The sequence below is a fragment of the Natronospirillum operosum genome, from assembly GCF_004768465.1.
GTDB classification, from domain to species: Bacteria; Pseudomonadota; Gammaproteobacteria; order Pseudomonadales; family Natronospirillaceae; genus Natronospirillum; species Natronospirillum operosum.
Genome location: NZ_SRMF01000007.1, coordinates 145,077 through 169,621, shown reverse-complemented (window position 1 = coordinate 169,621; position 24,545 = coordinate 145,077). Strand labels below are relative to the sequence as shown.

General features: G+C 56.2%; 20 protein-coding genes. 9 read left to right on the top strand and 11 right to left on the bottom strand.

All coding sequences use genetic code 11. The features are described 5' to 3' along the window. Positions 1-3: 3 nt before the first annotated feature. The 5 genes from E4656_RS15515 to E4656_RS15495 form a co-directional block, all read right to left on the bottom strand. Entirely contained in the window at positions 4-5,346 is a 5,343-nt protein-coding gene (locus E4656_RS15515) for an FtsK/SpoIIIE domain-containing protein (protein WP_135484201.1), read from the bottom strand. Next, entirely contained in the window at positions 5,343-6,878 is a 1,536-nt protein-coding gene (locus tag E4656_RS15510) for a hypothetical protein (RefSeq protein ID WP_135484200.1), read from the bottom strand. Before E4656_RS15510 ends, E4656_RS15515 begins: the two co-directional genes overlap by 4 nt. After that, the gene (locus tag E4656_RS15505) at positions 6,875-8,707 is read right to left on the bottom strand and encodes a hypothetical protein (RefSeq protein ID WP_135484199.1); all 1,833 of its coding nucleotides are present in this window, start codon (positions 8,705-8,707) and stop codon (positions 6,875-6,877) included. Before E4656_RS15505 ends, E4656_RS15510 begins: the two co-directional genes overlap by 4 nt. A gap of 364 nt (positions 8,708-9,071) precedes the next feature. Next, positions 9,072-9,512 carry a YtoQ family protein gene (locus tag E4656_RS15500; RefSeq protein WP_135484198.1) on the bottom strand — a complete coding sequence of 147 codons (441 nt, stop codon included), beginning with the start codon at positions 9,510-9,512 and terminating at the stop codon, positions 9,072-9,074. Positions 9,513-9,571: 59 nt separating this feature from the next. Then, positions 9,572-10,474 carry a LysR family transcriptional regulator gene (locus tag E4656_RS15495; protein ID WP_135484197.1) on the bottom strand — a complete coding sequence of 301 codons (903 nt, stop codon included), beginning with the start codon at positions 10,472-10,474 and terminating at the stop codon, positions 9,572-9,574. 98 nt (positions 10,475-10,572) lie between these two features. Here E4656_RS15495 and E4656_RS15490 point away from each other — a divergent pair, with 98 nt between their 5' ends. Further along, positions 10,573-11,559, top strand: coding sequence for a DMT family transporter (locus E4656_RS15490; protein WP_135484196.1), 987 nt, complete (start codon positions 10,573-10,575; stop codon positions 11,557-11,559). Between the two features lie 12 nt (positions 11,560-11,571). Here E4656_RS15490 and E4656_RS15485 read toward each other — a convergent pair whose 3' ends face one another. The 5 genes from E4656_RS15485 to E4656_RS15465 form a co-directional block, all read right to left on the bottom strand. After that, a complete protein-coding gene (locus E4656_RS15485; protein WP_135484195.1) occupies positions 11,572-11,859 on the bottom strand; it encodes a helix-turn-helix domain-containing protein in 288 nt (95 codons plus the stop codon). Positions 11,860-11,909: 50 nt separating this feature from the next. Next, the gene (locus tag E4656_RS15480; protein ID WP_135484194.1) at positions 11,910-12,218 is read right to left on the bottom strand and encodes a type II toxin-antitoxin system RelE/ParE family toxin; all 309 of its coding nucleotides are present in this window, start codon (positions 12,216-12,218) and stop codon (positions 11,910-11,912) included. After that, positions 12,206-13,342: a DUF429 domain-containing protein gene (locus tag E4656_RS15475; protein WP_135484193.1), complete on the bottom strand. Its 1,137-nt coding sequence runs from the start codon at positions 13,340-13,342 to the stop codon at positions 12,206-12,208. Before E4656_RS15475 ends, E4656_RS15480 begins: the two co-directional genes overlap by 13 nt. 21 nt (positions 13,343-13,363) lie before the next feature. Next, a complete protein-coding gene (locus tag E4656_RS15470) occupies positions 13,364-13,906 on the bottom strand; it encodes a YaeQ family protein (RefSeq protein ID WP_135484192.1) in 543 nt (180 codons plus the stop codon). Between the two features lie 253 nt (positions 13,907-14,159). Continuing rightward, complete coding sequence (locus E4656_RS15465; RefSeq protein WP_135484191.1) at positions 14,160-16,685, bottom strand: spermidine synthase; 2,526 nt, start codon at positions 16,683-16,685, stop codon at positions 14,160-14,162. Between the two features lie 320 nt (positions 16,686-17,005). Between E4656_RS15465 and E4656_RS15460 the strand changes: the two genes are divergently transcribed. After that, complete coding sequence (locus E4656_RS15460) at positions 17,006-17,545, top strand: DUF2306 domain-containing protein (RefSeq protein ID WP_135484190.1); 540 nt, start codon at positions 17,006-17,008, stop codon at positions 17,543-17,545. 119 nt (positions 17,546-17,664) lie between these two features. On the opposite strand, the gene E4656_RS15455 is transcribed toward E4656_RS15460, so the two are convergent. Next, positions 17,665-18,399, bottom strand: coding sequence for a pyridoxine 5'-phosphate synthase (locus E4656_RS15455; RefSeq protein ID WP_135484189.1), 735 nt, complete (start codon positions 18,397-18,399; stop codon positions 17,665-17,667). 205 nt (positions 18,400-18,604) lie between these two features. Here E4656_RS15455 and E4656_RS15450 point away from each other — a divergent pair, with 205 nt between their 5' ends. From E4656_RS15450 to E4656_RS15415, 7 genes are all read left to right on the top strand, one after another. Then, positions 18,605-19,291 (top strand): 2OG-Fe(II) oxygenase, encoded by a 687-nt coding sequence (locus E4656_RS15450; RefSeq protein WP_135484188.1) that lies wholly within the window; start codon positions 18,605-18,607, stop codon positions 19,289-19,291. Between the two features lie 147 nt (positions 19,292-19,438). After that, complete coding sequence (locus tag E4656_RS15445; RefSeq protein ID WP_135484187.1) at positions 19,439-19,969, top strand: outer membrane beta-barrel protein; 531 nt, start codon at positions 19,439-19,441, stop codon at positions 19,967-19,969. 173 nt (positions 19,970-20,142) lie between these two features. After that, complete coding sequence (gene zigA / locus E4656_RS15440) at positions 20,143-21,348, top strand: zinc metallochaperone GTPase ZigA (RefSeq protein ID WP_135484186.1); 1,206 nt, start codon at positions 20,143-20,145, stop codon at positions 21,346-21,348. Next, positions 21,345-21,413, top strand: a complete 69-nt coding sequence (locus tag E4656_RS20770) for a hypothetical protein (RefSeq protein WP_135484227.1) — start codon at positions 21,345-21,347, stop codon at positions 21,411-21,413. Before zigA ends, E4656_RS20770 begins: the two co-directional genes overlap by 4 nt. A gap of 40 nt (positions 21,414-21,453) precedes the next feature. After that, entirely contained in the window at positions 21,454-22,305 is an 852-nt protein-coding gene (locus tag E4656_RS20395) for a ZrgA family zinc uptake protein (RefSeq protein ID WP_205849235.1), read from the top strand. 233 nt (positions 22,306-22,538) lie between these two features. Beyond that, positions 22,539-23,228 carry an ABC transporter ATP-binding protein gene (locus tag E4656_RS15420; RefSeq protein ID WP_135484185.1) on the top strand — a complete coding sequence of 230 codons (690 nt, stop codon included), beginning with the start codon at positions 22,539-22,541 and terminating at the stop codon, positions 23,226-23,228. Then, positions 23,219-24,484 carry an ABC transporter permease gene (locus tag E4656_RS15415; protein WP_135484184.1) on the top strand — a complete coding sequence of 422 codons (1,266 nt, stop codon included), beginning with the start codon at positions 23,219-23,221 and terminating at the stop codon, positions 24,482-24,484. Before E4656_RS15420 ends, E4656_RS15415 begins: the two co-directional genes overlap by 10 nt. The last annotated feature ends 61 nt before the right edge of the window (positions 24,485-24,545 follow it).

Below are 24,545 nucleotides of genomic sequence, written 5' to 3'. Positions count from 1 at the left end.
GCCCTACCAAATTTCGCCAATTATTTTTGCCAATCTTGCAATTTCCTCTTCGGATGCAAAAGGTACCTGAGCGAGAATGACACTCCCTTCACCAGACAATTTAGCAGCAAGATGCCCACGCCCGAGCAACCTCTCAGCGCCAGGCTCATCAAGTACCAGCATTGAGTTCTTTTTGTCTGCTACCTTTAACACTAGCCGGTTCGTTAAATTAGCACGGAGTTGCATCGGCAGTGCGTCTTTGTCGGGTCTCTGGGTGATGAGTACAAGGTTAATGCCCGCCGCGCGTGCCTTTACCCCGAGTCGGCTTGCGTTCAGGTCCACGGCGTCCCGGTAATCATTTATCATCATCCAGTCTGCTAACTCATCGTGGAACAACCAAATTCTTGGCAGTTGCTCTGAGGCGGGTACTTTGCGGTTGTAGTTATCCAGTTTCGTAACACCTGCTTCTGCAAGAAGCCGATTTCTGCGCTCCATTTCTGCGACTAGTTCTTCCAGGGCCTGAATGGCAGCGTCTTTCTCAGTAATAAGATCCCCATCCAGATGGGGCATATTGCGCAACCAGGGGAAATCAATGCCAGCTTTAGGATCAATCATCCGAATTCGTGCTTTTTCTGGAGAGTTTGTTGCGCAGATATCCAACAGCAACGACTGCACTAGGACGCCTTTGCCGCTACCAGTTTCACCAGCAATCAGTGTATGAGGTCCGTGCGCTTGGTGCCCTCCAAACTCACTGCCGACGTTTAGGTACAAAATCTCCCCATCAGATTCTTTGGCACCTAATAGCAAACTAGTGTTCGATTCTGGTGCAGTTGAAGGGAGTTGGCGTCTTCGCCAAAGATCCTGCAACCGCAGTATGGCTCGATTTGGCCGTTTGACCATAATGACAACCTCCATCGGGGCAGCCATTACATTGATTACATCAACGGCATGGGAGGTAAGTAATTCCTGACGCTTTTTCTCGACCTTGGGGATTGTAAGATCGTCTGAGCCCCTGAAACGTACTAGAGCTGCATTAGGTGTGAGCCTAGCGCCTAACAGCTCTGCAGTCATATCATACCCACGCAACGCCTTCTGCAGAGCTTTGACTGTTGAATCTAGCCATACTCTGGTGTCTTCGTCTTCTTCCTCTGAAACAGAGCCTTGATTCACCCATTCCGCAAGTTGCTGCGACGGCCACATTTTCAACAACTCACCCGGAATAGCAGAGTCAGCGGATTTTTCCATGGCTTCATTCAACGATAATGCGCTTTTTTCAACGGAGGCGGGGCTTACAGCTTCCGCCTCTTCCTCCTGTCTCAATGGTTCATTAGTATCTGCCAACTCATTACGTTCGGATGTCGGGGTTTCTGACTGGACAGAGCTCTCGGCGTTGGTCTGAGTTTGAAGGGAACTCGATTCTTCGCCCGTAGAAAGCAGTGCTTTGCTCCAAGTGTCATTTCTATCTTTTTGAGGTTCTCCAGACGCCTTATTCTTTTCAGCAAATGATCGAAATAGCTTTGCAACACTGGGCTTGTCAAAAACTTGTTGTACGCAATGCGGCATACCTTTAATAGGTGTGGCATCACCTCCGTCAACGTATTCATCACTGTCGTGTACAAACACATGAGAAAAGCCAGCGAGCTGTATTGGTATATTGTCCTGCCTAACCTCATCTGACCATTTGTGCAGGTCCCAACCGTTCATCAGTGCAGCATCAAAAGGTTCCATCCCTTCAATCATGAAGTCACCAATACGATTGAGCCAGATGTCCCGATCAATGCGCTTATGATTAGAGTCGAGTGCTCGCCCCAGCCGCGCAACAGTCTCTTCGAGTTGTTTTGCTGATTTTTTTGCCTGTGCTCTGTATCCAGTTGAAGTAACAAACTTGGCTTCTGAAATCGCTACTTTCAAAACAGGTTTCCCTTCTACGATACGAGGGGCTATCGCCATAATATCGGCAATTTGCTCTTCGCGCTGCCCAAACCAGGACGCGAAATCATCAAGAAAATACCAGCCTATTGGCAGTTTTGAATTCTCGAGACCGCTTTGAATCTCCTCCATAGACAGCACTATGCCAAGCAGTTCATTCGCATAATGGCCATACCGCGCCGCACGCATCACGACTTGGCCGGAAAGCGTATTTGCTTGATCAATCAGTTGGTCAACGACGGATTCATCAGCACCCACAATTGCCGGATCGAGCCTCTCCAATCGCTCCTTGAGCAAAACCCTGAGCAGTCTGGGCTTAGATGTAGTGGACACAACAATGTTTCTATCTACTTGCCGGTCTCGGATGTGGCGAATAACGCTAACGCCATTGTTGTTGAGGAGCCGGCGATCAACTAACTCATCGAAGTTAACCACCCACTCCCCGATTTTATGGGTTTGAGTAAATATATTGCCAATATCTCCATCGCGGAAGTTCACTTCTCGGGCAGGAATAACATCACCGGGTAGCGCATTGTCGCCGCTGAGGTAGCCGTTAATGAGGTTGAGGTAATTTTGGCCGGATTTGGGCTGAACTGGACAAGCCAAGTACACTGAAGTTGAAGTATCAGCTAGACCAATAGGACGTCTTCGAGACCAACGTGCTGGCACATGAGTCATGATCTCCGGATTTCTATTACCCGGCGCCTTTTTCCAGACAAGCTGTGCATTCCGGGCAACAACATCTTGAAGTGCCACTAAATCGGCAGCTCGATTAGTATCGTCATCAGGGATCTTTGCTGCATCAAGGAAGCCTACGCGCAGCCTTGACAGAAAATTTCTAGCTGCCTCACTGGCCATGACTGAACCAGATTCGTCGTTTACAGTAACATTCTGTTGCTCATAAATTCGTCTAATTCGTTTGGGCTCTGAATGGGTGAGCAACAAGTCGCATTGGAGTTCATTCTCTTGCTCGACCTTACTTGAAAGCTCGGACGCCAAAGCACTAGGTAAGGCTTTAGATTCTGCGTTGTATAGGACTACAGAGAAATTGCTACGCCCATGTGGTAGCAGCTTTAGATACTGCTCACCGACATTGCTGAAGGCTTTAGCAGCCACTCCAGGGTCAACATCAAGAGCATCCTCCCTTCCCTGTCGAGACTTTCGAAAGGGCGGCTCAGCGAGCGTATAGTCATATGAGGTATCGGCCGCAGAGAGCAGTGTCGGCTGGTCTCGATCAAAGCCAATGCATACTTCTGGATAATAGTTCGCGTGCAGCTCGAACTGTATCTGAGAGAACAATAGGTCCGCCCGAAAGATGTCGTCTTCTTGTGCTACTAGAACATCATTAATAACTTTCGCTGCCTGCTTTGTTTTAATGCTAATTTCAGCTAGGCGCATTGGATGCCAAGGAGTGATTATGGCTGCGGGACTTCCGGAACCCACATTCGCCACGCCTAATCTAAGAATATTCTGCCAAAGCCCTTCACGCGCCCGATCATTGCTTGCGTGGCATAGCAGAGAAGCTAGCAATTCCTCGTAGGCTTCAACTTGTTTTACGAAAGTAGCTGAACCAATACCGGACCCACCAATCGTAGCCCAATCGCGAATCGCAGCAGAATAGGCAGAACGGAATGAGGCGAAGCGATCTCCAAGGGTATTTACTCCTGCCGTACCTAGCACGCTAGATAGTGATTTTAGTTCAGATAGGAAGTCGACACTTTTATCGCCACTAGTGCTGTTCGGCGCAACCAGCTTTCCACTGTTTGTGTTAATGACATCTCTAATTGTATTTAAATCATTCAGTGCTATGCGTTGTATGCTTCCCTTTGCGCTTACCGATTGTCTGGCAATATCTGCTGTTGGCAACAAAGCAAACTCTTCACCTTCGTTTGAAATACTCAGCAAGTCATCTGGTAACGCTGTAGCGATAGCGTCAACGGGCATTTCCCAGTGAAAAACGAGCTTTGCCTTTGCTCCTTCAGGATCAAGAACTGCCTCAAACTTAATAGACCGAGCTTCTTTAGAACTGGAAGTGGTCTTAGCAAGACCGGCATCCGTCAGCGGGAAATAGAACTCCATCAGCTTCCCAAAATCTAGTTCTACGTTGGGCCCTAGAGCTTCCTGCAGACCTCTGTATCGAAATGCGAAATATCTTGCGATTTTGGGATTTTTACCTCTCCAAAAACTCTTCTCTCGACTGTTTGGAATCCGAACCGTCAGTTTTTTTTCTTTCAGCTCATCATCAGTAACTCTACGACGCAGACTGTCTAACGTTTCGAGCAATCCTATCAAGAAATCTTGATAGGATTGTGGGTTGCGATAGACATAACGCTCCCACTTGCTAGAAATTTTTTTATCTCGGGCCAAATGCTCTCGATGGGTTTCAAAAAATTCCTGCAAGTCACTTGAAGGCTCCTTTGGGAACGTGCCCGCTAATAGTTCACGCTCTTCGTCTTCTAGAAGATCATCATATTCATCATCGAAGAACTTAATCGTTTCATCGCCCAGAGGCTGCGATGAGCTTTTTGTAACCCCTTCGAATAGATCAGAAATAGACCTCCAATCCAGATTGACTAAGCCTTTCTGCGCTTCAGACCAGTCATCGATTCGCAAATCGGCATCAAGAAAGGCCTCAATTGCATGTTTCTCTGACGCGTCTAGGCGATCATAGATCTCTTCAAAGTTAGTACGCAGTCGTTCGCGAGGAATCGGCTCGCCTTTTTCTGTCTCTTGTACAAGCAGTGGACGAACCTTGTTATGGAGGCCCTTGAATGTTTTTGTCCATTCACCAACATGCTTTCTCTTTTTCTCAGGTATGCGATCAAAATGCCCCGAAAACCTAGGAAGTCTGAGTGTAGGGAGAGCATTATCAATGGCTTTCTGAATAGGCAAACCTGTAGAAATTATTCCTTCGGCAATAGAAATAACAAAGTCGGCAAAGGTTTCAATCGTTCGTGCTGCATGCGATTGATTTGCAGCCTTGAGTGCGGTCAATAAATGCTCTCGTTTGACGACGTCCAGGTGGACCGAGGTTAATCCGACCAGGTCGACCCATGCGTCATAACGATCTCTCAGGGTGTCAGCCTCGATTTTAGTTACTTTCTCGACGCTTTTATCGTTCCTCTGAAGTTCTTGCTGCGACGCAGCAAAAAGTACTGCTCGGCGGTCATCCGGCAGCCTACAATGACGCCAATGTGTTATCGATTGATCGCTTTTCACATTTGGCGGAAGATCATCTTCAGAGTCGAACAAACTAGATATTTTTACTAAGACAGTAGACGACGTCTCCGCGTCCCCCAGTACTGCCTTCGCGATAGAGCGAACTAGCGACGGATCTAGACCCAGCATGCAGAATCGCATTGAACCGCCAGCTTCCTGGCTCAAATGAGCCTTTACAAAATCAAGAGCGACCGCTGCTATAAGTTCGTTCCTTGTCATTTATTACTGCTCCTAAAAGGGTTCTCGACATAGGCACAATCGTCAGATAGCCGACGCAGCAATCCAAGGGTTCTTAAACGTTGCTCTAGGCGTTGAGTATTCTGCATAAAGGCTTTTTGGTCAGTTGGCAGTGTGCCAAACGCTTTTTCAGCCTCGTTTGGCCCTATGACCAACCGGAAACGGTCATAGAGCTTGGCTAGAAACCGGTGATAGTCCTCACGTCCCTCATCCACGACACACATCACTAAAGCCTTGAGTAGAGAATCATCAGGGGAGTACCAGGTACCGGCACCGCGACGCGATACTGCCAACCCAACCTGCTTTGCCCATTCCATATGCACCTTACCTACGTGCTGTTGGTGACGACTTTCCGCGTACTCTCTCAGAGCTTCAAAAATCGTATCTGGATCACCAGAAGGCATGCCATCTGCCGGGCGCCACTCGTACCGCTCAGCTAGATACTCTCTTACAGCGTCAGCTGGGACTCTTTTTTGCAGCGCTTCTTGCCAACGACTGTCTTCTTTGGAGGCTTCTATGTATGCTCGGACTGCGCGTGTAGACAACATCCGGTTCGCTGCGAAATTTTCTTTTGAAAGTTCAAACAGAGTTGTCTTTCGGGGCGATGCGACTTCTAGTACGAACTTTGGCTCACTGCTATCGCCCACTTCTTCATTAGCCCTTTTCAGCATGTAGAGAAGCATGTGCAATGCTGATAGACGCATTAGTGGGTCCAGCAAGGCTTCACCGGATAAATCTAGATTAAGCAGGTCGATCCAAGTGCTTGCTAGATCTTCATACTCAGGCCGCTGAGAAAAAGGGAGATATCCGATCGTGCTCGATACGAGATTTGATTCGAACTTGTGACCTTCCGGCAGCAGTGCACGTACTACGCGATTCCAGGTTTCGTCATGCCGCAGTAGTTTCTCCGAAATCATATTTGCTAGATCTACGCCTCGGCCACTGCGGTTAAGCATCAAGTAGAGCAGCTCACCGCTTCTTGCAAAAAATCTCCTATCAGGACTTGCTCCCGGATTCGCTGGTAAATCCGCATAAAGGCAGTTGGGGCCATAAGGAAATAGGAAGCGGGATGTCCACCTTCGCTGCCGATGCGGTTCAATTGAGGTTGTCTGAAAAAGCTCAATCACCCGGGAAAGGCGTGAAAAAGACCCAAAACGGTCTTTGAGATAACCAAAATCATCATCCGTAGAAAAATTCCTTAGCCACACACGCCATCGTTCCGAGTCAGTTTGATAATTGTCTTCAACGAACCGGATATGAGGGTTGTTAAAGATCAATTGCCGGAGGGGGATGAGACGAGGTACGTAGTAAGTGAAGGTCTCGTGCGAGTCGTCACTAAAGCTTTCGTCGAGAGCCTTCCCTTCCGAGTTTCTAGATTGAAATATTGCCAGGAACTCTAGAAACACAAGCCAGGGAGTCTGGTCATTGTAAAAGCGGTGCCCCCATATTGCTTCGTCAACCCAAACATTGACATCGTTTTTGTATTTTGCAGGAGCCTCAAGACGTCCATTCATGAACCCACCTTTATTCTTACATTATCGTGATGCGCTCGGCCATGCTCATCTACCGTAAGAGCTTGCAAGTTAACTTCACCTTTAGATGGCTCCTCACCAATCAGGTCATCAAGCCTCGTAATAAGCCTTAGCTTGAAATCCAGGAAATCTTCATTACATTGACGTGAGAAACTTGCGGGTAAACTGCCACCTGCTACGCGAATAAGATATTCGAAATGAGTAAGTTGAAGGGTCAGACTATCAACGACGCTATTACTGTCACTAGCAGGGTCTACAACTTGCATACAAGGTGTCGTCCCGTCTCCTCCTAGCGCGAATTTTAGGTACGGATCTCTTCTATGTCTCGTTGTAGGGAGATCATAGTTTAGGATAGAAGCAATCCTGCCACGTCCATCTCCTCCAGAAGAAGCTACATACAACTTCGTTCCGTCATCAATCATCATGCCACAAAAGGTTCGGTTAAGACCTCGAACAAGCGCCTCTGATACCCGTGATAGATCTCTTTCATGCTTTAGTGCGTCTACAAATTCAAGGAACTCACCGGAAGCTCGGTAAACTGTTAAACGCCAAGGATCAAGTGCATCATTTTCAGGAATGGAGAAAAAGAGTCGTTGCCTTTGCCTCGAAAGTGCACGCATAAACTCTTCAATATTCTCTCTTTCTCCCTCTAGGTAATCACGCAAATATCGTTCATATGCTGCTGCTCCGTAATATGCATCCTTGGATACGAAATCTAAGTATAACTTTGAATCGCTGTAAGAACCGTAAATTAGCAAATTGTCAAATTTATTATCTGTTTCTCGGCCAATGCCAAATGCTTCAAGTACATTGAACACTTGATACTGTTGTCTTTGATGCTCAGGAATATTCATTCCGAACACATTCGCGTAGGGATTTGTTAACCGATAGTCTTCCTTTTCCGCACGATTCTTCGCAGTACGACAGGTCAATAAAGTTCTTCCATGTTGTCTGTCCCCCAAAAGAATATTAACTCCGAGAAGCAACAAATCCCGTATCGGTATGTGCATGCGGTTGGCTCGCGCAAGCTGCATCAGCTCTCCCAACCGTTTTCGAAAAACTATGCCGTCACCGTTAGTACGCATCCGCTCCCGATTTATACGTATCGGGCAAGTGGTTGTGCCATCGCTTTCAAAAAGTTCACAGCCATTACAATTTGACCATAGTGGGTGCTCAACTATCTGCTCGATGAGCTCTTGAAAATGCTCTGACGCGTCAAGTCGACTTAGGTTGTAAAGCAATAAGTTGAGTGTCTCGTCTGTTGCTCGATCCTCAACGAGCATGTCCTCGACAGTCTTAAATGTGTTTTGCTCTTTGCTTCCCTGGGACTCTGCCCTATCACGCCAACTAGCGAGTAGCTGGCCATCATTGGCGGCTACAAGGTAGATAATGTCACTATTTTGATCTCTCAACGAAACTGCTAGATCGTCCAGTATTCCGACTTTCTCGCTATGTGTGAGTTCACTTAGATCCTTGACGATGACTAAGGTTTTTCCTGAGGCGGGCAGAGGCAAGGAAACCGTTTTTTTGCCTTCCTCCCAAAGCTTCACATCGCCACTGAACGCGGTCCAAATTTGCCGACAATGAAACGTCTTACCATCGCCGGCTGTCCCTGTAAGGATGACGTTCCGAGGATGTTCTAATTCAAAGTTTTCTTGAACTTCCTTTAGTCTCGCGGGAGTAATGTGGATTGCAGGATCAATTCCGTGGTGCTCTATCTCGGACTGGATCAACTCATCATACATGTTGTCCGCCGCTGGGATTGGTCCATAGTGGCGTAAAAACTGAACTAAATTATTGTCGTTTGTCATAACTAGGGATTCTTAAGAAACCAACTATAGCCCTACAAAATTCACAAAAGGCAACTTACTTCTTTCTTCACTACCCCCTAGAAATTGCGCCTACTGCAGGAGTCAGCAGCAAAAAGCCGGCCCCCCTCTTTGCCACGCTTTCACTTGGGTGATTTGGTTTGATTTAGTTGACCAAGTCCTTATAGGTTTGTACGAGAGCTTTGATCCGTTCATTACCCATCCTAGCCCAAGGTTCAGTTTTTGCAACTTGCCATTAACAGCCTTCCCCACGCCAATACTGTTTAGGCCTTAGGCGACACCCTACGGTCAAAGTACCTGTAACGTCACGAACAAACGGTTCCGCAACCCTCAAATGGACATTTCACTAAACCTGCATCACATACCTCAACACCTCCACCACCTGCGCCGGTGTCCTGGCCCAGGCCATGGCGGCTGCATCCACTTCTTTCAGCGGGTGCACGATGTCTTCGTCGTGCAGGGTGATGTAGGGGGTGCCGAGCGCGGCGCAGTAGCCAGCATCGAAGGCGGCGTTCCACTGCTTGTACTTGTCGCCGAAGCGGATGACGGCGATGTCGCACTGTTCGATGAAGGTCTGGGTTCGGATGGCGTTGACCTTGGCGGATTGATGGTCGCGCCAGAAGTTGTCTTCCGGCTTGCCCAGCACGTCGCCGGCGGCATCGCTGGATTCATGGTGGGTATTGGGCGAGAGGAACTCCACCGGCAGGTTGGCGTCCATGGCGGCGTTCTGGATCTGTTCGCGCCAGTCGGTGTGTATCTCTCCGGAAAGATAGACGGTCCACAGCATGATTTTGGGCTCCCAGGTAAAATGTACGATGGGGTTGAATGTAGCATGACGGGCATTGGTTACCCACCATGCCGCCAGGGGCCTCTGTCGGTCAACTGTTCGGTCAGCAGGTTGGCGAGGGCGTCTGCGGCGTCGCGGGCGGCGGGTTCGATGCGGGCGGCGCGGTGCAGTCCGGCCTGGCCGGGTTTCAGGGGTGGCAGGCCGTCTTCTGCGGTCAATTCGCGCATGGTGGGCTTGAGGCGTTCCTGGTCGATCACGCCGATGGCGAGGCCGGCGGCGACGGCGTCTTCAATGGCATTGATGCTGGTGCTGGTAAACACCACATGCCAGTTCATGTCGGCTTCTTCCAGCGCTTCGATGGCCAGTTGTCGGTAGGGGCAGTCGGTTTCATGCAGGGCCAGCGGCAGGCTCTCCCGGTCTTCGAGTGAGCTGATGCGCGCGGCGGCCCAGACGGGCGTGGTCTCCCACAGCGGCACGCCGCCGGGCAGCGGATGCGGACGGTCCAGCAGCACGGAGAGTGTGAGCCGTCCTTTCTCGATCTCCCGCGCCAGGTGCCCGCTGGTGCCGGTAACCACTTCCAATTGCACGCCCGGGTGGCGTTCCAGAAACAGCGGCAGGATGCCGGTCATCAGTTCGCTGGCGTAGTCCTCGGGCACGCCCAGCCGCACCCGGCCGGCCAGCCCGCGACCGGTGAAGCGATCCATCAATGTATCGTGCTGACGCAGCAGTTCACGCGAGGCCTGCAGCAGGGACTCACCGGAGGCGGTCAGCCGCACGCCCCTTGGGCCGCGCTCGAGCAACCGAGTGTCCAGCCGTTCTTCCAGGCGCTTGATCTGCAGGCTGATGGCGCCGAGAGTCCGGTGCTGCTGTTCGGCTGCCGCCGCCAGTGATCCGAGCTGGGCCACGGACTGGAAGGTGCGCAGCAATTGCAGGTCCAGGGCGGGGGCTGCATGTTTAATCATATTAAACCATCAATAGAGTATAACTCGATTTATTTAATGCTTGCTGCGCCCGATAATCAACCCCATTGATCAATCACCATCAATTTGCGGGTACACCAATGCAACTCACTCAGGCACAGACAGTCAGCGTGTGGACGGCTCTGATCGGGGTCGGTTTCGTGCTTTGCTGGAGCTCGGGGTTTGTGGGCGGGGTACTGGCTACCCAGGCGACGCTGCCGGCCCTGTCGCTGTTTGCGTGGCGGTTTCTGGCGGCTGCGGTGGTAATGGCGGTGCTGGTGTTCTTGCTGGTGCGCAAGCCGCTGCCCCGTCTGCACCTGTGGCGCGAGATGGTGGTGGGCTTTTTCACCATGGGCGGTTTTCTGCTCGGGGTCATGCTGGCTCTGGAGCTGGGTGTGAGCGCCGGGCTGACTGCGCTGATCGCGGCGCTGCAACCGCTGGTGGCGGCAGCAGTGGCCGGGCGCTGGCTCAACGAGCATCTGTCACGGCGCGGCTGGTGGGGCATGGCGATTGCCACTGTTGGCGTGGCCTTCTGTGTACTGGGGGATCTGCAGGTCAGCAACGGTACGGTGCCGCTGTGGGCCTATGCGCTGCCCGTGTTCTCCGTGCTGTCGGTGACCACGGGCAGTGTGCTCTCTGCCCGCTGGTCCACGGCATTGCCGATTCCGGCGGCGCTGATGATGCAGTTGCTCGCCGCAACGGTGGTGTTCATGCTGGCGGCGTCCTGGCTGGAGCCGGGCGGGTTGGCGGCACCGGAGTTCACCCGGGCTGACTTTCTGGCCCTGGGCTGGCTTATTGTGCTCTCCAGCTTCGGGGGCTACGGGTTCTTTGTGGCCAGCCTGCGCCGCATGGGTGTGACGCGTACCTCGACACTGATCTATCTGACCCCGCCGGTGACTCTGGTCTGGGCCGGGCTGATGTTCGGCGACTGGCCAAGCATGGTGGAACTGGGCGGCATGGCGCTGGCGGGAGTTGGTGTGGTGTTGGCGATGGGCGGCCTGCCGCCGTCTGTGAGGCGCTGGCTGCGGCTGCGGCGCGTTGCGCGGCCGGGTGCAGCGCCGTGGCGGGAGACGCGGTGGCAGCGGTAGTGTGAGAGCGGGCTAGCTCAGCTGGTCGAAGACTTCCCGGTATTGCTCGGCAATGCGTAGCAGCGCGATAGCTGGCCCCTGTGGCTCACGGCGGCCCTGCTCCCAGTCCTGCAGCGTGCGCACGCTGACACCCATCAGCCCGGCGAAGACGGTCTGCGACATTTGAAGCTTTCGCCTGATGACCTGTGGCGAGGAAGGCTCGGAGAGCTCCCGGGTACGCAGGTTCAGCCTGCCCTTTTTGTACTGCTTGATCTCCTCAATGCCATCGAGGATCTCCTGGCCAAGATTTCTGTCACTCATTCTTGATCGCCTCTGCGCTCTTGAGGGTGTTGTCGATGAACTTGTGTTGGTCAGGGGAAGTCGATGTGCAGATATCGGTCCAGATCTAATGCACCATGGAAGACGCCTAGCACGAGAATACCTACCCCTTCCTGAATGGCGTATGTAATACGGTAGTGCCCATACAGAGCTATTCTGATTTCGAAGTCGCCATCTCGTCGATACAGATAGCCCGCCTCAGGAAAATCAGCAGCTCTGTCCGCAGCATCCATAATACCCATGATGACACGTTCCGCTGCTGCCGGGTTGTCTGCCATGATGTAATCGTAGATGCTGCTGAGCCAGTGTTCTGCTTCTTCTGTCCAGCCTACCGACGCCATGATCGGACTTTTTTCCGCAATTCTTCATGGCTGACAACTCTCCCTGCACGGGCATCAGCGAGGCCTCTTTCAACCATCTTCTCGAACGCCAGAGCCCGAACAATGTCTTCATAGCTGGCATCATCTGGCTGTTCCGATACCACTTTATGAACCCTGTCTTTTGCAGTAGTCACAGCTGGCTCCTCAGACTCTTCGATACCTTGGTAACGACTATGCTGTTCGCCCAGATGGGTTGCAATAACCTCAGGTTCAGTCTTGCTATCAAATTGTCGATTCTGATCCAGAACATGCAGCCAGTCGCTTTCCTGCAGGCCGATCACGTTCAAACGCTGCATCAGCTCCTGAACCAGAAGGTCATTGTAGGGGGTAACAATGAAACCCGACTCCGGGCGGCCAATCATCAAGGCTTCCCCGGCAAGGTAGAGACACCCGATGATCAGACAGAGGCAGGCATCCAGATCGTCCTGATCCGCCTTTCTCGGCTTCTCCTTCATGGCCAATGCATCCAGATGTTGGGCCAGAATTTCCATGCCTGATCCGAACGACCTCAGCTCTGCGGCCACGTTCTGGCAGAGATAGACCCAGTCTTCGGATTTGAATTTTGCGTGGTTGGCCGGGTTGTACTTGGGGAATCGCCCTGTGCTGCGGCCTTTTTCGTCCGGTCTGATCCAGTTCAGCGCCACTAGCGCCAAAGTCGGATAAACCTCAAAGATTGCTATGCTGTCTTCTGCACCCAGTGGGTCACTGGCACCTCCCAGGGCCTCAAGGAATGTCCATATCGGTGCCTGGTCACCAAACATCTCGGCTTTGCTGCGGTTCGCGGGCTGCATTCCGCCATACCGACGACTGATCACAGAGCTGACTATGTTTTCAACTGGTCGCTGGCCAGACTCATTGGGCACAATGGTTGGCTGATCGATCATGATCAGCGTCTGATCCGGTGCAGATGTCTGTTGCCATTCCTGAATACATTTCAGGGCTTCGTCAAAGTTCGCGGCAGTGGGCTTATCCAAGGCCATCAGAGTACCGCCAGGTCGCCAGAGTGCACCGACCAAAGCGCCGCGATTCTTTGCCGTCCAGGCGGAGTCGAAGCCTACTATCAATATGGATTGGGACGATTCCATCAGGCCAGCCTCTGTTGTTGCTCAGGTCTTGAGCGTGACCGGCGCCACCGTCACGGTTGTGTCGCCGCTGGTCAGCATCAGTTCGCCATCGCTGATGTTGCATTGCCAGTCCATGGAGCGTGCAACCTGGGCGGCAACAGCGGCGATCTGTTCATCCATCAGTTGCTGGACGCTGAGGTTACGGTAGCGTTGCAGGGCGTGCTCCTGCTGTTTCCACCAGACGCTCACTGACCGGTCGCCATAAGTATAGAGGATGACTTTTTCGGCGCGGTTGGCGGCCTTGCGCAGCCATTTTTCATCCGGGGTGCCGAAGGCTATCCAGGTGGTGATTTCGCCGGTGAGCGTGCGTTCGGCCAGTTCCGGGGCGTGGTCGTCGCTGCTCAGGTCGGCGCTGAAGGAGAGCTGTTCCGAGGCATTGAAAACGAACGCCAGCAGGCGGACGGCCAGGCGGTCGTCGGTTTCGGAGGGGTGCTGGGCCAGGGTCAGCGCATGGCTCTGGTAGTACTGCCGGTCCATGTCGGCAATATGCAGGCGGGCCTTGCGGATGGTGGCGGTGTTGGCCATGGGGTTGGGGGTTCCTTTAGTTGTGGAGGGAGGATAGCGGAATTTGCTGGCATCGTCCCCTTGACGCGCCCAAAAGCAAGGCTTTGCCCGGGTACATGCTTGTGAGACACGCAAAATACGTCATCCATGACAGCTCGGCTGCGCACATCCCTGTGCGCAGACGGTCTCACAAGCATGTACCCGGCCAGAGCCTGCAGATTTATAGCCAACCTGAGTGGGCCTGTCGGCCCGGTGCGTGGCCAAGGGCCACGGCCTACCGGTTTGGCAACTGCTCGGCTGGGGTGGCGGGTTCGCGCAGTGGGGGTGGTATCTGTTCGCGGTAACGGGCTCGGGTGATGAAGGCATCCGCGTTTTCGCTGCGGGCGAACTGGCCGCGATAGCGCGTGAGCAGTGCGCCGGCCTGTACCAGGCTCTTCTGTGCGTCGGTCAGGTGCGCCAGCACCGGGTCACTGGCCGGCGGGGTGTGCTGCAGCAGGTCCTCATAGAAGCGGTCGCGCTCGGCGCCGGTCACCCAGCTCGCCGTGCCGCTGATCACGGCACGGTGGGTGCGCGGGGCCTGATATTCGATGACCGGCTGGTTGTCGGTATTCACCGGGGCGCTGGCCACCAGGCCGTTGCCGATATTGCCGGCATACAGATGCAGGGCTGTGGTCAGCCGTTGGTCATCGGAGACGTCCGGGTCCGGGTTCAGGCGGCGCATCTGATTGATCAGCACCTGCGGGTCCAGCGGTTGCGGCTCCTTGTGCCCCACCAGCGCGATGATGGAGCGTTCGGCAAACAGATCCCCGCGCCATACCGTCAGTTGCGGGAACACTTCGGCCATGGTGTTGGCGATGGTGTCCAGCTCGGTGCGCGAGACCTGATACAGCGGTATCCACTGCGCATAGAGGCCACCCGGGTTCAGGCGGCGGGCGGCCAGTTCATAGTGGTCGCGGGTGTAGAGGTTGCCGGTGCCCGCCTTCCAGGGCGTGAACAGGTCGGAAATGATGGCGTCATAGGTCTCGCTGGTGCGGGCCAGACAGTGGCGGCCGTCTTCGGCATGAATGGTGACGCGCTCATCGCTGAACAGGCCGTTGGTCCAGGGCTGGAAGTGCTCTTTGGCCACGCGCACCACATCGGGCAGAATCTCGCAGACGGTGACACGCTCCGGGTCCGTGTACAGGCTGGCGCCGGCGGAAATGCCGGTGCCCATGCCGAGGAAAAACAGCGACTGCGGGTCCGGGTGCTGCAGCAGCGGAATCAGGGTCTGGTTGCGCTCCGGAATCAGGGCGCCGGAACTGCCCAGGGTGTAGTAGTTGTTGACGCGAATGGAGCGCGAGCCGTTGCGCTCCACCACGGCCACATGGGCCGAGCTGCCTTCGTGCAGCGCCAGCAACTGGTCACCGCGCGATTCCTGCAAATGAATGCTGCCGAAACCGGGAGTCAGCACCAGCAGCGCAAGCGCGCCCGCGGCACCGGCCAGCCGGGCGGTAATCTGCCCCCAGCGCGGCTGGGCCCACCAGAGCCCCAGGGCCAGCAGCAGGTAGACGGCGGCCAGCCACCAGAGCCCGCGCCAGGCGCCGAGCAGCGGCAGGATGACGAAACCGGCCATCAAGGAACCCACGATGGCTCCGACCGTGTTCCAGGCGATCAGCCGGCCCAGCGCTTCGCCTGGTGTAGACGAATGGGACTGCAACAGGCGCAACTGATAGGGCAACACGGCGCCCAGAATCATCCCCGGCAGCAGCATGGACAGCGCGGCCACGCGGGCGACTTCCAGCACATAGCCGGCGAAGTCCCGGTCCTGCCCGAGATAGCCCAGGCCATTGGTCAGCGCCATGAAGGCAGCCGGCATGAAGATCAGAATCAGCGCCGAGACCAGCAGCAGACCGATCAGCACCGCCTGCGGGGCCAGCAAGCGCTGACGGTTGAGCCCGTTGGCCAGCAGCGAGCCCAGCGCCAGCGCGGCCAGAAAGGTGGTCAGCACCAGCGCATAGGTGTAGACGGAGTTCTGCAGTACCTGCGAAAACAGCCGGGTCCAGATGATTTCCACGGCCAGGGTGACAAAACCGGAGAGCAGCGCCACGGCGCGCACCGACAGCGGAAAGCGGCTGGCGCGCACCGGCTCTGGCTTGGCGGCATGATCCACCGGCAGCGACTGCCCGCGCGCCAGCAACAGGGCCAGCAGGCCGACCGTCGAGTCCAGCCCGACGGCCAGCAGATAGGTGCCGTTGAAGCCGAACACCAGCGGCAGCAGGAAACCGGCAGCCAGCGCACCGGAGGCACCACCGGCCGTGTTGACGGCATAGAGGCCGGAACCGCCGGTGCCCAGTGAGTCGCGCGAGCGGATCAGGTGCTGCCCCATCATGGGCAGGGTGCCGCCCATCAGAAAGGCGGTCGGGAACAGCAGCGTGGCCGCCACCAGGGCCTTGAGCAAGGTTTCCAGTATGGGCTGGGCGCCCACCCACTCATACAGCACCGGGTAGATCTGGAAATAGGCATCGACCACCACGAAATGACCGAGCGCTGTGACCGCCACGCCCAGTTCCAGCAAGCCGAACCAGCGCAGCGGCGCCCGGGTGCGGCGTGCCAGCCGGGCGAAGAACCAGCCGCCGGCCGCAATACCGGCAAAGAAGATGGCGATGGCCAGCGCTGCGGCCTGTGCCGTGGCGCCGAACAGCAGGCCGAGTTCCCGTACCCAGACCACCTGATAGATCAGCGCTGCGGCGCCGGAGACGAAGAACAGCAGGCCGAGCAGCAGGGTCTGGCGAGGCAGCATGGACAGGGGTCGTGCGGGCATTGGTTTCGGGTCCGGGATTGAAAAGGCGTTATGTTATATCATTTCACAAGCAGGGTTAAATGGCAGTCGAAGGTGTTTGTAGCGAGGCACGCGAGTGCCGATTGGGGCCGGAGGCCCCTCTATCGCGACTTGCGTCGCTCGCTACAGGTATTGAGCTACAGAAGCACGGCACCGAAAATCCAGGCCAGCACCAGTGCAGGCCGGTCACGGCCTGTCATGACCGTTTGTCGCTGCAGGCTGCCATTCGTCTCAAGCCGTTCTGCGACAACTGACTTGGCCCGATACTGCGCTCATGTTCAGACCAAGCCGGAGAGTCGATCGTGAGCACTGATGCATCTTCCCCGATACGCCCGCAGCCCTATCAATTGAACGCCGCCCTCAGGGTCATCCTCTGGGCTGGGGTGGTATTGGCGGCCTTTCTGCTGGTGCGGCAGCTGCAGATCATGCTGACCTACGAGTTCAATCAGATCGGCGGCATCGTCATGCTCGCGCATTCGGGTGTAGCGCTGGTTGCCAGCCTGCTGACCGCCTGGATGCTGATCGGGCCCAAGGGTACACAGGTGCATCGCTGGATGGGGCGGATCTGGTCGGTCATGCTGGTTTTCATTGCCGTTTCCAGCTTCTGGCTACGTGATGGCTTTGGCGCGGCCATGGGTTGGCCGTTGGGCCTGGGACCGATCCATATCCTGTCGGCCGTGACCGTCTTCTCGGTAACCCAGGGCATTCTGGCCATTCGCAAGGGCAATCTGAAGGTGCACATCAGCAACATGGTGACGGTCTGCTGGGCATTGTTGATTGCCGGGGCCTTTACGCTGTTGCCGGGGCGGTTCATGCAGCAGTTGGCGTTTTTTTTGATTTGAAGGCGACCCATTTGTGGGCTGTGGCCCTCGGCCACGCATGGGTGCCTGGGTTCGAATGCGTGAGCAAGCCCGAAACGTCGGACCGCACCGCCTACAACTGAGGCACCGAGTGCCTTAGGCTACCGGGCGAGAATGGTGACATACCGCCGCACGGTTTCGGCGAAGCCGTAGCGCAGGGCTTCCACGGTCAGGGCATGGCCGATGGAGACTTCCGCCACGTTACCGGCGGCGGCGAAGTCGGCCAGGTTCTGCAGGTCCAGGTCGTGGCCGGCGTTGACGGTCAGGCCCAGTTCCCGCGCCAGGTCGGCGCATTCCATGTACTTCGCCAGCACGGCCTTGTGGTCGCCATGCTTCCAGGCTTCCGCATAGTCTTCGGTATAGAGTTCGATGCGGTCGGTGCCGGTATCGGCAGCACGGCGTACCTGCTCGGGGTCGGGGTCGACAAACAGGCTGGTGCGGATGCCCGACTGCTGGCAGCGCTCGATCACGGGCCGCACCCAGTCGCCATGGCGCTTGAGATCCCAGCCGTGGTCCGAGGTGATCTGGTCCGGTTCATCCGGTACCAGCGTGAACTGGTGCGGGCGCTGGGTGATCACATGGTCCACCAGAATGTCGGTGGGGTAGCCTTCCACATTGAGTTCCTTGTCGGTATAGCTGTTGACCAGCACCCTCAGGTCCGCGATGTCCTCATAGCGTGCATGGCGCTGATCGGGTCGCGGGTGGATGGTGACCCCGACCGCACCCTGATCAAGTGCCAGGGCGGCAAATTCCCTGACATCGGGAAAGCCGTGGCCTCTGGAATTGCGGATCAGGGCGATCTTGTTGAGGTTGACGCTGAGCTGGGTCTGGGTCATGGGGCGGGACTCTGTGTTGGCTCCGTTCGGGTTGCCGCAGCACATCATTCACGACTTTGGCGATTATCGACGACAAGCCGCAGATTATAGAGCACCTGCCGCAGGAACCCCAGCCGCGCTATGACATAAACCTTACGCTTGCACATCATGACGCGGGCCGGGAAAAGCATACAATGCGCTCAGCCTCTATACAGGACACCTCGTGATGGCCCAGGCGTCGTCGCTCGAACTCGGCACTCGCCGGACCGGCCCACCGCCGCCGGATGAACCCTATGCCGCCATTGTCGATGCACTGGCCAGCCAGGGCTATGCCGTGTGCCATGAATTCCTGCCGACAGCCGATGTGCTCGCCCTGCTGCAACACAGCCAGGCCTTGCAAGCGCAACAGGCACTGCAGCGGGCTGGCATTGGCCGCGGGCAGGATTATCAGACCAACCGCTTTGTGCGCCAGGACCAGATTCACTGGCTGCAGGGCACGGAGGCCGTTGAACAGCGCTTTCTGGCGCCCATGGCGGAACTGCGCCTGGCCATCAACCGCGCCCTGTTCATGGGCCTGTTCGATTATGAAGCCCATCTGGCGGTGTACCCGGAAGGGGCCTTCTACAAGAAGCATATCGATGCCTTTCAGGGCCGTACCAATCGGCGCCTGTCGACGGTGCTGTATCTGAATTTCGACTGGCAGCCCGCAGACGGCGGCGCCCTGCGGTTCTACGACCCGGAGCAACCGGAGCAGGCGCTGTTTGATCTGCCACCGACGGCCGGCACCCTGGTGGTGTTCGAAAGCGAACGCTTCTGGCACGAAGTGCTGCCGGCCCAGCGCCAGCGCTACTCCATTGCCGGCTGGTTCCGCATCAATGCGTCTACCGGCTGGCGGGTCGACCCGCCCAGTTGATTTCGATTTTCCTGCTTTTTCTCTGCTTTCCTGTAAGTCCTTTGTAAGTGGTGGTATGTCACGGTAGCGGTGGATTCAAGCCATTGGTCCCGGTTCAGGATACCGGACCATGGAAGTACACACCCAACCGGAAAGGATGAATCAACAATGAAAAAGACTCTGCTTCCCGCCGCCATCGCACTGGCAGCTCTCAGTGCGCCTGTGTCCGCCTACACCCTGAGCGAAGGCGACAACGTCGTTGGAGGCACGGTAGGCTTCGGCTTCACCACCCTGAACAATGCACTCACCTTTGGTGCTGCCTATGAGCGCGGCCTGATTGATGACCTGTTTTCCGATTTCAATTTCGCTGTGGGTGCCCAGGGCACCTATACCGACTATTCCGGTGGCCTGAACTATTCTCTGAGCCACACCTTCATCGGGGCTCAGGCCAACCTGCATTACGACAACGGTGACAGCGAACTGCAGCCCTATGGCGGTCTGGTTCTGGGTTACAACAACTGGAGCTATGGCGATGACAACATCAGCGGTTCGTGGGGCAGCGGCATCTCATCCGGTCTGCAGGTAGGCACACGCTACTATTTCTCGGAGGAGTTTGCGGCCAACGTACGCTGGAACACGTCTCTGGGTGGTTGGGGCACCTTCTCCCAGTTGAATGTCGGGGTGGACTACAGCTTCTGATTTTCCCCTGAGCGGGGCGTCCGATAGCGCCCTGCTCTTTCTTGCCACTTTCCTTTCTGCGCTCTTCCACTCCTGATTCTTTTCTCTCGAACTTGTAATGTTATAACATATTGTTCAGACTAGAAGGTCGATACCCGACCCTTGATCCGTACCGATCAGCAATGGAAACCATCATGACACAACACAAGCTTCCCGTGACTGTACTGTCCGGCTTTCTGGGTGCCGGCAAGACCACTGTGCTGAATCATATTCTGCAGAACCGCGACGGGCTCAAGGTCGCTGTCATTGTCAATGACATGAGCGAAATCAATATTGATGCGGCTCAGGTGCAGAACGAAATCAGCTTCAACCGGTCAGAAGAAAAGCTGGTGGAAATGAGCAACGGCTGCATCTGCTGCACCCTGCGTGAAGATCTGCTGATCGAGGTGCGGGCACTGGCAGAAGCGGGCCGGTTCGATTATCTGGTGATCGAATCCACGGGTATTTCCGAGCCCCTGCCGGTGGCCGAAACCTTCACCTTTGCCGATGAAGACGGCCAGAGCCTGGGCGACTTTGCGCGCCTGGACACCATGGTCACCGTGGTTGACGCGTGCAACTTTCTGGAAGAATACGAGACGGCCCGCAGCCTGGCAGAAGCCGGGGAAACCCTGGGCGAAGATGACGAACGCAATGTGGCCGACCTGCTGGTGGACCAGATCGAGTTCTGCGATGTGCTGCTGATCAGCAAAACGGATCTGGCCAGCCCCGAACAGCTCGAACGGGTAAAGGGCGTGCTGCACAGCCTCAACCCGGATGCCGAAATCGTCCCCATCCAGCAGGGCCAGGTCGCCCTTGACCGCATTCTGAACACCGGGCGCTTTGACTTCGGCAAGGCCCAACTGGCCCCCGGCTGGCTGAAGGAAATGCGCGGCGAGCACGTGCCCGAAACCGAAGAGTACGGCATCAGCAGCTTCACCTATCAGGCGCGCCGCCCTTTCCATCCCCAGCGGTTTTTCGAGTTTCTGCATCAGGAATGGCCAACCGGCAGGCTGATCCGTTCCAAGGGCTATTTCTGGCTCGCCACGCGGCCGCAACTGGCCGGCCAGTGGAGCCAGGCTGGCGGCATCGCCCGCTACGGCTTTGCCGGCATGTTCTGGAAAGCCATTCCGCCGGAAAACTGGCCGCAGGACCCCGAGGCCCAGGCCTTCATTCGGGAAAAATGGCAGGAGCCGTTCGGCGACATGCGCCAGGAGCTGGTGTTTATCGGCCAGAACCTCGACAAGGCAGAGACCCGCCGCCAACTGGATGCCTGCCTGCTGACCAACGATGAACTGGCCGCCGGTGTTGAGCAGTGGCTGCACCTTGAAGACCCCTTCCCCAGTTGGGAGGCTGCGGCATGATTCATCGCTCACCGCAACCCATTGCCGGTCAGGCCCGTCTGCTGCTGACCATCGATCAATGCTGAACCTTACATCTGAATACTCAACAAACTTCGGGAGCAACCCATGAAAAAACCTGTATTCAAGCTGAACACCCTGACCACTGCCCTGCTGGCCGCCAGCCTGCTGGTCGCCCCCATCGCCGTATCACATGACCATGGACATGACGACCACGGCCATGATGATCACGGGCATGACGACCATGGCCACGATGACCATGGTCATGACGATGTACGCCAACTGGGTGCGCACGTGCATGGTGCCGCCCAGTTGCTGGTGGCGGTGGATCACGACCATGTTGACGTGCTGCTGCAAAGCCCGTCCTACAACGTAGTCGGCTTCGAGCACTTCGCGCGCCATGAGGCGGACGAGGCGCTGCTGCTGGAAGCCGAAGAGAAGCTGCTGGCAGCGGAGTACGTATTCCAGCTGGCCTCTGCAGCGAACTGCTCGCTGGATGATGTGGACCTGGTGTCCGAGCAACTGGCCGAAATGCGTGGCGAAGAGTTTGAAGTGCACTATCACGAGCACGGTCACGACGATCATGGCCACGATGACCACGGACATGACGACCACGGCCACGATGACCACGGGCATGACGACCACGGCCACGACGATCATGGCCACGATGACCACGGCCACGACGATCATGGCCACGATGACCACGGGCACGACGATCATGGCCACGACGATCACGGCCACGATGACCACAGCAGCGATGATCATGGTGAACGCAGCGTGCACACCGAGTTCAACCTGGAATATCGCTTCCACTGCGACAACATCGGCGCGCTGAACGGCCTGGAAGTGACTGCGTTCGACAACTTCCCCGGCTTTGAAAGCGTGGACGTACAGTGGATCGTCAATGGCCAGCAGGGCGCTGCGCGCACTCAGCCGGGCAGTCGTTCAGTCCAGTTCTGATTGCATTGAGGGATTGAACTGTCAGACTTCTCTCGGATCTACAGGGGCGGCTGACGCCGCCCATCGCGCGCGGGGCGCGCTCCCACGGTGGGGGTCAATCGCGCGCGCGGCGCGCTCCTGCGGTAGGAGGCCAGCCCCTGGCCGATTTTGAGGCGGCGGGGTCGCCCATCGCGCCATCGCGCGCGGGGCGCTCCTACAAATGAGGCACTTTGTTGAATACAGGCAATCCGTGCATGACCGACAACCAGAACGCAATTGAACTGACAGATGTCTGCTTCCGCTGGCAGCGCAATCTGCCTCCGGTGCTCAGCATTCCGGAATTCATCGTTCCGCGCGGGCGCCGCGTGTTCCTCTACGGGCCTTCCGGTTCGGGCAAGACCACGCTGCTGAACCTGCTGACCGGCATCAATGTGCCGCAGGCCGGTGCCGTGCAGATATTGGATACACCACTGCATGATCTGTCAGGCCGCAAGCGGGACCGTTTTCGGGCCCGGCATATCGGCATCATCTTTCAGCAGTTCAATCTGATTCCCTACCTCTCGGTGACGGACAACGTGCGTCTGGCACGTCAGCTGGCGGGGTACCGCCATACGCCACAGGACGAATTCGCCGAGATATTCGGCGCCCTGGGGCTGGAAGAAGACCTCTGGCACCGCTCGTCGCATGCGCTCAGTGTCGGCCAGCAACAGCGCGTCGCCGTGGCGCGGGCGCTGATCAACCGGCCGGAGTTGCTGATTGCGGACGAACCCACCTCGGCGCTCGATTCCGACCATCGCGATGACTTTCTGCAGTTGCTGATGCAGGCAGCCACCGAACGCGGCAGCACCATTGTGTTTGTCAGCCATGACAAGGCCCTGCAGCACCATTTTGATGACCAACTCGATATACGGGATCTGCAGGGGGAGGTAGCCGCATGCATTTGAATCTTGCTCGCCACAGCCTGTGGAACCGGCGCGGAACAGTGGTACTGACACTGATCACGCTGATCATCAGCGTGGCCCTGCTGTTCGGTATTGATCATATCCGCAAGGAAGCCAAGAACAGCTTCTCGCAGACCATTTCCGGCACCGACCTGATCGTGGGTGCGCGCTCCGGTTCGATCAACCTGCTGCTGTACTCGGTGTTCCGCATCGGCAACCCGACCAACAACATCACCTGGGAGTCCTATCAGGACATTGCCAACCACAGCGCCGTGGCCTGGACCATTCCCATTACTCTGGGTGACAGCCACCGGGGCTACCGGGTGATCGGCACCAATCAAGACTATTTCGAGCACTTCCAGTATGGCCGGCGCCAGAATCTGGCCTTTGCCGAAGGCCGCGAGTTCGACGAACTCTTTGATGTGGTACTGGGCTGGGAAGTCGCGCAGGCGCTTGGCTATGAGCTCGGCACCGAGCTGGTGATTGCCCACGGCATGGGCGCGGTCAGTTTCGTCGATCATGGCGATATGCCCTTCACGGTGACGGGTATTCTGGCGCCCACCGGTACACCGGTTGATCAGTCCCTGCATATCAGCCTGGAGGCCTGGGAAGCCATTCATCTGGGCTGGGAATCCGGCATGCCTGATCCGCGCCTGACGCCGGATCAGGAAGACGTGCTCGAGATGGACATGTCACGCCTGCAGCCCAATGAACTGACGGCGGCCTTTGTCGGCGTGCGCTCGCCGGTGCAGACCTTTGCCCTGCAGCGCGTGGTCAACAACTATCGCAGCGAACCGCTGCAGGCCGTGATGCCCGGGGTGGCACTGTCGGAACTGTGGCAGATGATCGGCATGATAGAAAACGTATTGCTGTTGATCGCCTTTCTGGTGCTGATCGCCACCCTGGTCGGCATGACCACCAGCCTGCTGGCTTCCATGCGTGAACGTCAGCGCGAGATGGCCATACTGCGGGCGCTCGGGGCATCGCCCTGGACCCTGGTGATACTGATTCAGATGGAGGTGTTGCTGATCACGCTCGGCGGCCTGCTGCTGGGCAGCCTGGTGCTCTGGGGCAGTCTGCAACTGGCGCAGCCCTGGCTGATTTCGGAGTACGGGCTGTTTATCGGTACCAATATCTGGAATGCCGACACGCTGGCCTATGGTGGCCTCATTCTGGGGCTGGCACTGGTGCTGGGGCTGTTGCCGAGTCTGGTGGCGTATCGCCGGGCGCTGGCGGATGGGTTGTCGGTGAAGCTGTAGCAAAAGTGGTGTTGTGAGTGACGCAGGTCGCGATGGGGCAGGTTTTTCGGCCTCGATATAT